We start from the raw sequence: 12,404 nt of genomic DNA, 5'->3' as shown, positions 1-12,404 counted from the left end.
CATCTTAATTTCGCCAGTTGTTCGGTAGGTTGTTCGGTAGTTGTTCGGTTATCAAGTTTCTATTTCACGCCTGCTTGATTGAAAGCCCAATACGTTTCCGCACCTTATCAACCTGCACGATTTTCACTGAAACATGCTGATTCAAAGAAAGTACATCAGCCGGATTCGAAATATATTTATCGGCAATCTCGGATATGTGTACCAGTCCGTCCTGTTTCACGCCAATATCCACGAAGGCTCCGAAGTTCGTCAGATTAGTCACGATACCCGGAACAACCATCCCGATCTCCAAATCGTCGATCGTATGAATGTTGTCAGCGAAACTGAATACTTTAGCCACGGAACGGGGATCACGCCCCGGTTTCTTGAGTTCATCCACGATGTCTTTCAACGTGGGTAACCCAATCCGGTCATTCACGTAACGGGATAATTCAATCTTATTACAAGCCTCCTCGTTACCAATCAACGATTTCAACGAGATGCCCAAGTCTTTTGCCATCCGTTCTGCCACGGCGTATGATTCCGGATGCACGGATGAATTATCCAAGGGATTTTCGGCCCCCTCGATACGAAGGAACCCGGCACACTGTTCGAATGCCTTCTCTCCCATACGTTTCACTTTTTTCAATTCGCTGCGACTACGGAATGCCCCGTTCTCCTTGATATAAGTAACCACGTTTTCTGCCAAAGTCGGCCCCAATCCGGAGACGTAAGTCAACAAGTACTTGCTTGCCGTGTTCACGTTCACCCCAACCCGGTTCACACACGACTCGACCACCCGATCCAAACTCTCTTTCAATTTGGATTGATCGACATCATGCTGGTATTGCCCTACCCCGATAGACTTCGGGTCAATCTTTACCAACTCGGCCAATGGGTCCATCAGCCGACGCCCTATCGACACGGCACCGCGCACCGTTACATCATACTGCGGGAACTCGTCCCGGGCTATCTTAGAGGCCGAATAAATCGATGCCCCACTTTCACTCACGACAAACACTTGTATATCCCGGTCATAACGCAAACTCTGGATAAACCGTTCGGTTTCACGTCCTGCCGTACCGTTACCGATAGCAATCGCCTCGATCCGGTACGAGTTGACCAGATTGGTAATCTTATTAGCCGCTTGTTTTACCTCGTTTTGTGGCGGGTGAGGATAAATGGTTTCATTATGTACCAGATTTCCCGTTTCATCCAGACAAACAACCTTACACCCCGTGCGGAATCCCGGATCTATACCCAACACCCGCCTATTCCCAAGAGGTGGTGCCAAAAGCAATTGACGCAGATTTTCAGCAAACACCTTAATCGCTTCTTCATCCGCTTTCTGCTTACCGCTTTGCAGGTACTCGGTCTCGATAGACGAAAGCAACAAACGTTTATACCCGTCTTTCACCGCCATGGTCACCTGCTCGGCACTCTCGTTACGACCTTTCACGAATATTCTTTCCAAAGACTCGATCGTTTCCTCTTCCGGGATTTCAATCGCCACTTTCAGAATACCTTCAGCCTCTCCCCGACGAATCGCTAACATCCGGTGGGAAGGAATCCTCCGCAAAGGCTCGGAATAATCGAAATAATCCGTGAACTTCTCCCCTTCTTCCTCTTTCCCCTTCACAACTTTCGCTTTTACCACGGCCATCCGGTCAAAAGAGCGACGCACGGTGTTTCTTGCCCGGTCATTCTCGCTGACCCACTCGGCAATAATATCCCTAGCACCCTGCAAAGCCTCTTCTTCATTCTCCACGTCATTCTTCACGAAACGAGCCGCTTTGTCCCATACATCCCCGTTATCCTGTTTCATCAACATGGCAGCCAAAGGTTCCAATCCCTTTGCTTTTGCCTTTGATGCCCGAGTTTGTTTTTTCGGTTTATAAGGCAGATAAATATCTTCCAGTTCCCGTAAATCGGTACAATGTTCTATCTGTCTCCGTAGTTCCGGGGTCAGTTTCTCCTGCTGCTCGATGTTCTCCAACACCGTCTTTTTCCGCTTTTCCAATTCCTTGAACTGCTCGTAAATCTCTCGCACCTGTCCCACCTGCACCTCGTCCATACTCCCGGTCATCTCTTTCCGATAACGGGAAATGAAAGGTATCGTGGCCCCTTCATCCAGTAACCCCAATAAATTTTTAATATATCTACTCTCAAAACCACTCTTTTGTGTCACGAAGGTGACCGGATCTATATAATATTCCATACATAATTGATTTTAGATTGCTAAGATACACACTCTTTATTTAATCGCTATCTCCATTCAGCAAATAAATTCATCGAATCTTATGAAGTAATCCTAGGTAGCAATCTAATATTTCTTATCTTTGTCTAAAGCTTAAATCAAACATACCCTATTATGAAACAATTAATCGCCTGTTGTGGATTAGATTGCGAAAACTGCGACGCCCGTATCGCCACGATCAATAACGATGAAAAGTTAAGAGAAGAAACCGCTCAAAAATGGAGCGTCATGAACAACACGTCGGAGATCACACCGGAAACTATTAATTGCACGGGTTGCCGTGTTGACGGATCTAAATTCGCCTATTGCAGCCATTATTGTGAAATCCGGAAATGTGTTCAAACAAAAGGATTCAATACCTGTGGCGATTGTAAAGAACTGGATCATTGCCCGACCATCGGTCTTATTTTCCAACATAACCCCAGTGCAAAAGAAAATCTTCTATCATCAATTTAAAATCACCTTTTTGCCTTGGATTCATTACAAAAATAAGTGATTCTTGCCTTGGATTTATTACAAAAATAAGCGATTTTTGCCTTGGATTTATTACAAATATATCTATATTTGTATGACAAAATTCTAAAAGTAAGTAGCTTATGATATACAGGTACGCCTTATCTTATCTAGAAACATGGAAAAAGAATCCCATGCGAAAACCATTGATCCTACGCGGAGCTCGTCAAGTTGGTAAAACAACTCTAGTAGAGAATTTCGCAACTGAATTCGATTGCTTTCTAAAACTCAACTTAGACGAGGAAGAAGACCGCTTACTATTTACTCGATACAAGGAAATACATCGGTTGATAGAAGCTATTTTCTTTCACTTGCAAAAAAATCCGACAGAGGGAAGTACCTTACTTTTCATCGATGAAATCCAAAACTCCCCCGAAGCCGTGGCGATTCTACGATATTTTCATGAAAAGCGACCGGATATTTATGTCATCGCTGCTGGTTCTCTATTAGAAAATGTTATTGACCGCAAAATATCCTTTCCAGTAGGACGAGTTGAATATATGGCGTTACATCCTTGCTCATTCTTGGAATATCTGAATGGAATTGGAGAAGATTTTGATCGGCAAGTAATAGAAGAATTACAAGGCGATACCATCCATGAAAGACTAATGTATGAATTTCGTAAATATTGTATCGTGGGGGGAATGCCAGAAGCAATTAAATCATACGCACAAACCAAAGACTTACTATCGTTAGACCCTATTTATGACGCCTTGATCACCTCATATAGTGATGATTTGGAAAAATATTCTCCTAACGAAACCCAAACCAAAATAATGAGACATATACTAGAAACCGGATGGCAAAAGGGGGGAGAAATGATTACCTTTGAACGTTTCGGAGGATCAACCTATCGATCACGAGAAGTAGGAGAGGCTTTCCGCACCATACAAAAAGCGATGCTTCTAGAATTAGTTTATCCAACCTTAAATAACCGATTACCATTAGAAGCACAATTAAGCCGTCGCCCAAAACTGATTTGGCTGGACACGGGATTAATGAATTATAAATCAGAAGTGCGTGAAGAAGTTTTCTCTGTTTCAGATATTTCCGATGCCTACCGAGGGCATGTAGCCGAACATATCGTTGCCCAAGAGTTACTAGCCCATTCCACGAAAATTACAGAACGACGTTACTATTGGGTTGGAAATAATCGAAATTCTTCAGCTGAAGTAGACTTCGTTTGGAAACACCAACCTTACGTACTGCCCATCGAAGTAAAATCGGGTATAAACGCACATCTACGTTCCTTGCATATATTCATGTCTGATGCCCCGCATGATCTTGCCATCCGCGTGTGGAGTAAACCGATGAGTATAGATGAAGTGAAAGAACCAAATACAGGTAAAACTTTCCGATTACTCAATATACCATTTTACTATGTTGGAGTACTAAATAAAGTCATTGAGAAGATTACTCGAAATTGAAAATTATTATCTTTACCATCAAAATAACAAATGTTGGTTAGCGGGGTTGGAATCACTAAATCGGAAATCATAAATCAAGAAATTTAGTCAGGTGATAGAAATTAAAAATATAGTCAAAAGCTACGGCGAACTAAAAGTGCTGAAAGGAATTGATCTCACGATAAAAGAAAAAGAGATCGTAACGATCGTCGGGGCTAGCGGTGCCGGGAAAAGTACGTTATTACACATTTTGGGAACACTCGATACCCCGGACGAGGGTGAACTATTGTATGATTCCGTGAACATTGCCCGGTTATCCTCCAACAAACTATCGGAATTCCGAAATAACAACATCGGGTTTGTATTCCAATTCCATCACTTATTACCGGAATTCACTGCGTTGGAAAATGTTTGCATCCCAGCATGGATCAAGGGAACCGGAAAAAAAGAAGCGGAGCTGCGGGCAATGGAACTACTGACCCTTCTCGGTCTGGCAGACCGGGTGAGCCACAAACCCAATCAACTATCCGGCGGGGAACAACAACGAGTTTCCGTTGCAAGGGCTCTCGTCAATCATCCCCGGGTCGTGCTGGCCGATGAACCTTCCGGAAACCTTGACACCCGTACCAAAAATGAATTACACCAGTTATTCTTCACTTTACGGGAAGAACTCGGACAAACATTCGTAATCGTCACGCATGACACGGAACTAGCCCGTATGTCAGACAGACAAATAAAATTAAATGACGGAATGCTAATGAATGAATAAAATGAACCTTCCGGCACGATTTTCTCGTATCGCGAATAAAACACGAAAACCTGTTTGTGTTTTCGCACAATGTTCTTACATTTGCATTTTAATGAACAAAATATTTATTTATTAATTAAACCTTTCAATGAAATATACAGAAGAGTTAGACAAAGTGAGTTATTGTTTCGGTCTAAGTATTGCAAGTAATCTTCTTTCTTCAGGTGTGAACACCATTAATACAGAAGCTTTTGTTGACGCTATCAGAACAGTCTATGCAGGCCAGATGCCGGAAATCAAACCGGAAGAGGCTAACCAGATTTTGCAGGACTATTTTAACAAACTGCAAAATGAAAGAGGTAAAGCTGCCAAGGAAGCCGGAGAACAATTTTTAAACGATAACAAGAGCAAAGAAGGCGTGGTTACCCTAGAAAGCGGATTACAATATAAAGTAATTTCCACCGGAAACGGGGCTATTCCGAAAAGTAGCGATACTGTAAAATGCCACTATGAAGGACGCCTGATTAATGGTGCCGTGTTCGACTCTTCCATCCGCCGTGGCGAACCGGCTGAATTCCCGGTTAACGGAGTTATTGCCGGTTGGGTTGAGGCTCTTCAATTAATGCCCGTGGGTTCAAAATGGCAACTATACATTCCTTCTGATCTAGCTTACGGCCCTCACGGTGCAGGACAGGCGATCGGACCGAACGAGACCTTGATTTTTGATATCGAATTATTAGATATAGTATAATTTAATTTACGAAAAACTATGAACGCAAAAAATCTAATTTTAGGTTTATCTGTTGCTGCAATCGGTTTATCTAGCTGCTGCAACACTTCTACAAAAACGAATGTATCGCTGAAAAACGAGGCCGATACAGCAAGTTTCTATATTGGTTACATGTACGGTTCTAACATCACTGGAAACGGTATTGAAGACATCAACATGGACGCTATCATCGCCGGAATGAACAGTGCCTTACAGAAAAAAGACGCTCCTGCCGACATGATGCAAATGAATATGTTTTTACAGAAATATACTCAAAAAGCCATGATGGCTAAAGCTGAAAAAGCATTGAAAGCCGGAGAAGAATTCTTGGCAGCAAACGCTAAGAAAGATGGTATCAAAACTACCGAAAGCGGACTTCAATACAAAATTGAAAAAGAAGGAACCGGAGCTATCCCGGCAGATACCAGTGTTGTTAGAGTTCACTACAAAGGAACTTTGATTGACGGAACCGAGTTTGACTCTTCATACAAGAGAGGCGAGCCTACCGAATTTCCTGTAAACCGGGTGATCAAAGGTTGGACGGAAGCATTACAATTAATGCCTGTTGGTTCTAAATGGACGCTTTACATCCCGTCAAACTTGGCATACGGACCTCAAGGAGCCAGAGGTGCTATCGGACCGAACGAAACGTTGATTTTCGAAGTTGAATTAATCGACATCGTTGACCCGAACGCTCAAAAATAATTTATTATTTGATATTTAAACAGCTAGCAAGCCCAAGGACTCTTGGGCTTGTTTCTAATCAGAAAAACAATGAATTACGAAGTTACCGGAAAATTAATTTACAAAGAAGCTACACAAAAAATCAGTGATCGTTTCCAGAAGAGAGAATTCGTGATAGAAGTTGAAAACGAGAAGAATCCACAGTGGAACGACTTCGTAAAAGTTCAATTGATCCAAGACCGGTGTGATCTATTAGAGACTATTCAATTGAACGAGAATATTAAAGTGTATTTCAATTTGCGTGGCCGCAAATGGGAGAACAACGGACAGGTTTCTTATTTCACGAACCTCGAAGGTTGGAGAATTGAGAAAGTTCAAGCGGAAGCCCCGATGATGGGCGCCCCGGTACCGGAATACAAGGTGGAAGACATTCCTCCCATGCCGGAAGCCGACGATCTTCCTTTCTAAACGGAAATACTAGTATTAAAAAAGGCTATCTCAAAAGTCATTTTATTTCAAAAAACTCCTCCGTCACTTCGTGCCACCTCCTCTATAAACAGAGGAGGAGCTGGTGACTCTTCCCGAAGACAGGGAGCATTTCAACTCTCCCTCTGTTTATAGAGGGAGTACCCCGAAGGGGGGAGGGAGTTGAAAAATGACTTTTGGGACAGTTTTTTTTAATACCATAATCTAACAACTCAATAATTGACCAAAACCTAATAAAAGCGCTATCAACAACGTCGTTATCGAAAGAAATTTCAATTGAGAATCCAAGGCTCTTCCTTCTCCCCAATAGACAGACTTCAGATGCATTGCCAGCAACGGTAGCGTTAACAAAAAGAGATAGCCCGTCCATCCGGCAGGATGCAGCACGGAGTACAACACGAGACAAATCACAGCCAATAGCGTGATCACGAAATGATATATCTTTGCTCCCCGTATTCCCAAGATAACCGGGATGGTACGTTTACCACAAACCGAGTCATTCTCGATGTCGCGGATATTATTCATATTCAAAACACCGGAAGAGAGAAAACCGATGGCTGCGGCCGGCAATACACATATCCAAGGTAAAACACCGGACATGGCAAAATAACTTCCCATCACGCTCACTAACCCGAAAAAAATAAACACGAAAAGATCACCCAGTCCCCGGTAACCATAAGCGCTCTTCCCGACCGTGTATTTCACGGCGGCCACGATAGATGCGCCTCCGGCAATAAACAAAGAAATACTTTTCCAATTCAACAAATCCCGAAATGCCTCATAGATTAACAGACTTCCGGTGATGATTGCTATTACCCCGAAAACAATCATGGCCTGTACCATTTCCCGCATACTCAAAGCTCCACTTTGGGCGCTCCGGATAGGCCCTAAACGATGTTCATTATCCGTTCCCTTGGTTAAATCCCCCACCTCATTCGCCAGATTAGACAATATTTGTAAGGCAACCGTGGTGAGCATGGCCCACACGAAGGTCGTTGTTTTAAAATACCCATCGCTTGCTGCCAACAAAGAACCTAGTAATACACCCGATAAGGATAAAGGTAATGTTCTTAACCGAAAACTCGTGATATATGCCCGAACTTTAGACATGTATTCATTCAGATTTTAAATTAAACTCCTCCATCAGCTTCGCTGCCACCTCCTCTATAAACAGAGGAGGAACTGGTAACTCTTCCCAAAGTCGAAAAGTAATTCAACTCTCCCTCTGTTTATAGAGGGAGCACCCGAAGGGGGAGGGAGTTCATTTTTTATTTTCAACTTTTAATTCTCCATTTTCAACTTCAGCTCCTTCTCCCCGATAATAACCTTATGCTGTTTGAATAAACCGCCAACCGTCTTTTTGTAGTTCTTTTTGCTACAACCGAAAAGGCGATATATCTCGTCCGGATCGCTCTTATCCGATACAGCTAAGGAACCTCCATTTTCTTCCAGCTTTTTCAGTATCAAGGCTGCCAAACGATCAATTTGTTCATGACCATCATTTTTTTGCAGGATACAATCAATTTTCCCGTCTTCCCGGATTGTCTTTATATAACCGGTCAGGTGCTGCCCGATGGTTATAGGTTGGAATATCTCGTTACGATAGATAATTGCCTCATGGCTATTATTGACAATAACATTATACCCTAAATCCGTACGACGAGCAACGATTAACTCAACCTCCTGCCCCAATTCATACTCTGCCGGGGTCTTATCCAAGAAACGACTTAATCTCGTGGAAGCAACAATACGATCCGTCGTTTTATCCACGTAAACATAAACCAAGTATTCACGTCCCACAATCATTTCTTCCCGCTGTTCCCGGAAAGGAACCAGCAAATCCTTACGCAATCCCCAGTCCAAAAAAGCTCCTACTCGACTCGTACCCACCACCTTCATCAAGGCAAAATCACCCACGACGGCTTTAGGTATTGTCATCGTGGCAATCACCCGGTCTTCCGAGTCAAAATAAATGAAAACTTTTAATTCATCACCTTCCTTACATTCAGCCGGAGCCGTTTCTTTCGGTAGCAAAATCTCTCCCCAATATTCCCCTCCATCCAAATAAACACCAAAATCCACGATCTTAACGACCTTCAATATATTATATTCTCCTAACTTTATCATATTCTGTAATTTTGTGACAAAGATAGAGAAATTAAGTGATTTATGATTTATGATTCGGTGATTAAATCATTTCCACCCCCTACAAGAATGCAGGAAGGTGGAAATCATAAAATCATCTAATCGTAAATCTCGAAATCATTTAAAGGCTTTTTCCGACAATCCCGGTCCGTTCAACTTCAATTGATCGAAATATTCCGGTACCGGACGGCCCATTAATTTATCAACATACATCTTAGCCAAGTATTGCGATAACATGAAACCATGCCCCCGCATACCGACAAACAGACCTAATTCGGGATCAACAATATAGCGAGGCTCCGTGTAATACCCGGACCACGTGGCCTGTATACTCACGCCAGCCAGTTCCGGCATCCAATCCACGAAGAATTCACTGATAATCTCCATAAACTCCTTCGTATTCAAAATCAGATTTTTATCCGTCCGCAACGCATCCACCCGCGGGGATGCACAACCGATAATTTGCCCCGTGTGGACTAATTGTTGCCCATAGACAGCGGAGAATCCTTTATATTCCTGCCGATCGATCAGCATATCCAGACTATCCCCGTTCTTCCCTAGCATGGGCAAACGACGAGTGATAAATGCCTGATGGCGTACCGGGTACAATCCCGCATGAATCCCCAATCCCTCGCATATCTTTCCGGCCCCGGCCCCCAAGGCATTCACGAATATCTCCGTGCGGAATTCCACGTATTTCTTATCATGAGTCAACACTAAAATACTGTATGTTGATCCTTCTTTCATCACTTCCAACACCTTACAATCTTCCACGATCCGTCCTCCGGCTGAAATACCCATGTTACGAATCAAATCAACCACTTTACCGGGGGTTGCCTGCCAGCAATCATTGGTAATCAAAGCCCCCAAGTAACGTTTGGATTTCGTGCTGAAATAAGGAGAAATCTCTTTCTGAAAATTCTTCGGGTCAACCATATAGGCATCCGACCATGCACGACTTGCGTCCAAGGCATTGAACGTGGGTTCATCATGAGCCAGATTAATATAGCGCGTCGTCTTGTAATCAATATTCGATATTTTCTGTAACTCTTTAAATATAGCATGATTATGCTCCGCGATCTCGGCCAGCTCCGGTAAAGAGAATGCAGTACGCCCTCCCCCGATATTTCTCCATGAGGAACCTCTATCCGCATTCACCAGCACGGGATTCAAACCAGAATCTGCCATATAGCGGAATAATGCACTTCCGGCAATACCACCTCCGGCAATCAACGCCCCTACCTCTATCTTCTTGAAATCCGATCGATTAGCCACACGATGCTCATCACCTCGCTTTGGCGGGTACAATTCACCTAGATTCAACTGGTTAGACAGGGGCGCTCTCGGTGTAGCATCACCCACGATCTCAATCCCTTTAGCTCGTAAAGCTGTTTTCAACCGAGGAATACAACGTTTCCCCCGGCAAGGTCCCATTCCCAAGCGAGTGGTATGTTTTATCTCGTCTATCGAAATAAAGGTACGATCACCCACGACTTTCAAAACATCGTCCAAAGTAACATCATCACAATGGCAAATAAACGTGGCTCCCGGTTGATCCTTCAACAACGGTTCCAAATCTAGCGGTTGCGGGTAATTCTCCTTCACCACGAAACCTCTCACCTTCACCAAATCTTCCCCGTGAACATCCAAGGCTTTCACCCGGGCTATATTCGTTTTATTCGGCTTGTGTAGAACTTTCTCGATAATCCCCTCTCCCAATCTCTCACCATAATTATTCACCAAGTAAACCACTTCTTTCTCCTTTACCTCGTATTCTATCGGCAGGAACAAGTTATCTTTTCGTAAATCATAACCGAAAATGGCCAATCCCGGACATTGATAGACACACTCCATACACCCGATACATTTATCGTAATCCACGTGAGGTACGGTAGAAGTCGAACTTTTCGTTATCGCCCCGTGAGGGCAGGCAAAAGAACAAGGATTACATGCAAAACCATACAAACAATCCATTTGCACGAATCCCCGTTTGTGCATACGTTCCGTCTCCGGCAAACAGGGTGTTTCCAGAATCCGAACCGGATGTTGTTGTGAATCAATATACTCTTTGGAAACCACCAAGTAATCATCATAACTCACCCTAGCCCCCAAATCCATCAATATCTCAATCGCCGTCTGTTTTCCACGCAACACGGCACTCGTTCCCTCTCCAATTCTCACGGCATCTCCCGCAGCATAACAATGCTCTCCAAAGACGGCCTTTCCTTTCATCAACAATTGATTGTCCGGTATCAACCCTGTACATATATTTATGACATCTATGCCATTCAATATTCTTTCCGTACCCGGAATCGGTTTGAAATTCTCACATTCGGCAATAACAGCCCCCGTGATTCCCGTGTGATCAGCATTCGGGATCGCTTTCAACAGCACGTGGGACGTCATGATCGGTATCGCCAAACGGCGCACCCGGTTTGCTTGCACGGGGAAACCACCTTCTTTTGGCATCCCCTCAATAATCGCCTTCACGTGGGCCCCCGCTTGCATCAACTGGTAAGAAGTCAAGTAACCGATATTTCCGGCTCCCACGGTCAGAACATTTTTCCCCAACAGCGTAAGTTCGTTATTCATCATTTTCTGGACGACAGCTGCCGTATATACCCCGGGTAAATCATCGTTTTCGAAAGCCGGCATAAACGGAACAGCCCCCGTGGCCACGACCAAATAATCGGCATCCACGAAAAACACGGTATCCGTTTCCAAGTTCTTCACGGCCACTCGTTTCCCCTCCAATATATCCCAAACCGTAGAGTTCAGATAAATACCTTCCATATTCTCCCCCGCCAATGTTTTGGCAATATCAAATCCGCGCATACCCCCGAAACGTTTTTCTTTCTCGAAAAAGAAGAACTGGTGGGTTTGCATATTAAACTGACCGCCAATCTTATCATTATTATCAATCACGATATTATCTATACCGTACTTTTCAAATTCTTCCCGCACGGCTAATCCGGCTGGCCCGGCCCCCACGATCACCACCGTGGTACGAAGTACTTTCCGTGTATCAATCCGGTGTTCGGCATGTTGTTCGGCCATTTCCCCCTGGGCGAACTCCCGTACCTCTTTCACACCATCCACTTTTGTCACGCAAATACGCCGGACTTTACCATCCACCAACATCTCACAAGCCCCACATTTCCCGATGCCACAGGCTAGAGAACGTCCCCGGCCATCCAGACTGTGACTATGCACGGGGTACCCGGCCTGATGCAAGGCTGCTGCGATGGTAAAACCTTTTTCTCCTTCGATTTTCTTACCGTTAAAAGTGAACACCACTTTATCTCGTTTCGGAACATCCAGAATCGGATGCGAATTAATCTTCGACATAAGTTATTGTTTTATTAGTTAGGTTATTAGATTCTTTTGCAATATAACCGATCCGAGACAAAAAAAAGC

10 protein-coding genes are annotated in these 12,404 nt (G+C 43.8%); 6 read left to right on the top strand and 4 right to left on the bottom strand.

Going from position 1 to position 12,404, the window contains the following annotated elements:
* Positions 1 to 64 precede the first annotated feature (64 nt).
* Positions 65 to 2,197, bottom strand: coding sequence for a Tex family protein (locus R8806_RS01165; protein ID WP_183312858.1), 2,133 nt, complete (start codon positions 2,195 to 2,197; stop codon positions 65 to 67).
* A gap of 153 nt (positions 2,198 to 2,350) precedes the next feature.
* On the opposite strand from R8806_RS01165, the gene R8806_RS01160 reads away from it, so the two are divergent.
* The 6 genes from R8806_RS01160 (at position 2,351) to R8806_RS01135 (ending at position 6,824) form a co-directional block, all read left to right on the top strand.
* Positions 2,351 to 2,692: a DUF3795 domain-containing protein gene (locus R8806_RS01160; protein ID WP_124317444.1), complete on the top strand. Its 342-nt coding sequence runs from the start codon at positions 2,351 to 2,353 to the stop codon at positions 2,690 to 2,692.
* Positions 2,693 to 2,883: 191 nt separating this feature from the next.
* Positions 2,884 to 4,176: an ATP-binding protein gene (locus tag R8806_RS01155; protein WP_229782873.1), complete on the top strand. Its 1,293-nt coding sequence runs from the start codon at positions 2,884 to 2,886 to the stop codon at positions 4,174 to 4,176.
* Between the two features lie 91 nt (positions 4,177 to 4,267).
* The gene (locus R8806_RS01150; protein WP_118261008.1) at positions 4,268 to 4,924 is read left to right on the top strand and encodes an ABC transporter ATP-binding protein; all 657 of its coding nucleotides are present in this window, start codon (positions 4,268 to 4,270) and stop codon (positions 4,922 to 4,924) included.
* A gap of 127 nt (positions 4,925 to 5,051) precedes the next feature.
* Positions 5,052 to 5,654 carry an FKBP-type peptidyl-prolyl cis-trans isomerase gene (locus tag R8806_RS01145; protein WP_087422099.1) on the top strand — a complete coding sequence of 201 codons (603 nt, stop codon included), beginning with the start codon at positions 5,052 to 5,054 and terminating at the stop codon, positions 5,652 to 5,654.
* A gap of 18 nt (positions 5,655 to 5,672) precedes the next feature.
* A complete protein-coding gene (locus R8806_RS01140) occupies positions 5,673 to 6,377 on the top strand; it encodes an FKBP-type peptidyl-prolyl cis-trans isomerase (RefSeq protein ID WP_087422098.1) in 705 nt (234 codons plus the stop codon).
* A 69-nt stretch (positions 6,378 to 6,446) separates the two neighbouring features.
* Positions 6,447 to 6,824 carry a DUF3127 domain-containing protein gene (locus tag R8806_RS01135; protein ID WP_087422097.1) on the top strand — a complete coding sequence of 126 codons (378 nt, stop codon included), beginning with the start codon at positions 6,447 to 6,449 and terminating at the stop codon, positions 6,822 to 6,824.
* A 222-nt stretch (positions 6,825 to 7,046) separates the two neighbouring features.
* Here the strand turns inward: R8806_RS01135 and menA are convergent, their stop codons facing one another.
* The 3 genes from menA to R8806_RS01120 form a co-directional block, all read right to left on the bottom strand.
* Positions 7,047 to 7,952 (bottom strand): 1,4-dihydroxy-2-naphthoate octaprenyltransferase, encoded by a 906-nt coding sequence (menA, locus tag R8806_RS01130; RefSeq protein WP_118301913.1) that lies wholly within the window; start codon positions 7,950 to 7,952, stop codon positions 7,047 to 7,049.
* Between the two features lie 171 nt (positions 7,953 to 8,123).
* Positions 8,124 to 8,969, bottom strand: a complete 846-nt coding sequence (locus tag R8806_RS01125) for a CvfB family protein (protein ID WP_124317414.1) — start codon at positions 8,967 to 8,969, stop codon at positions 8,124 to 8,126.
* A 135-nt stretch (positions 8,970 to 9,104) separates the two neighbouring features.
* The gene (locus R8806_RS01120) at positions 9,105 to 12,335 is read right to left on the bottom strand and encodes an FAD-dependent oxidoreductase (RefSeq protein WP_124317415.1); all 3,231 of its coding nucleotides are present in this window, start codon (positions 12,333 to 12,335) and stop codon (positions 9,105 to 9,107) included.
* Positions 12,336 to 12,404: the final 69 nt, after the last annotated feature.

This window comes from Butyricimonas faecihominis (genome assembly GCF_033096445.1).
Lineage (GTDB): Bacteria > Bacteroidota > Bacteroidia > Bacteroidales > Marinifilaceae > Butyricimonas > Butyricimonas faecihominis.
Note: the sequence above shows the minus strand (reverse complement) of the source record. Positions and strands in the feature narration are given on the sequence as shown.

Excerpts from the sequence above, each read along its gene's own strand:
- R8806_RS01160 (WP_124317444.1), top strand. The coding sequence starts at position 2,351 with ATGAAACAATTAATCGCCTGTTGTGGATTAGATTGCGAAAACTGCGAC.
- R8806_RS01140 (WP_087422098.1), top strand. The coding sequence starts at position 5,673 with ATGAACGCAAAAAATCTAATTTTAGGTTTATCTGTTGCTGCAATCGGT.
- menA (WP_118301913.1), bottom strand. The coding sequence starts at position 7,952 with ATGTCTAAAGTTCGGGCATATATCACGAGTTTTCGGTTAAGAACATTA.
- R8806_RS01125 (WP_124317414.1), bottom strand. The coding sequence starts at position 8,969 with ATGATAAAGTTAGGAGAATATAATATATTGAAGGTCGTTAAGATCGTG.
- R8806_RS01165 (WP_183312858.1), bottom strand. The coding sequence starts at position 2,197 with ATGGAATATTATATAGATCCGGTCACCTTCGTGACACAAAAGAGTGGT.
- R8806_RS01120 (WP_124317415.1), bottom strand. The coding sequence starts at position 12,335 with ATGTCGAAGATTAATTCGCATCCGATTCTGGATGTTCCGAAACGAGAT.
- R8806_RS01135 (WP_087422097.1), top strand. The coding sequence starts at position 6,447 with ATGAATTACGAAGTTACCGGAAAATTAATTTACAAAGAAGCTACACAA.
- R8806_RS01155 (WP_229782873.1), top strand. The coding sequence starts at position 2,884 with ATGCGAAAACCATTGATCCTACGCGGAGCTCGTCAAGTTGGTAAAACA.
- R8806_RS01145 (WP_087422099.1), top strand. The coding sequence starts at position 5,052 with ATGAAATATACAGAAGAGTTAGACAAAGTGAGTTATTGTTTCGGTCTA.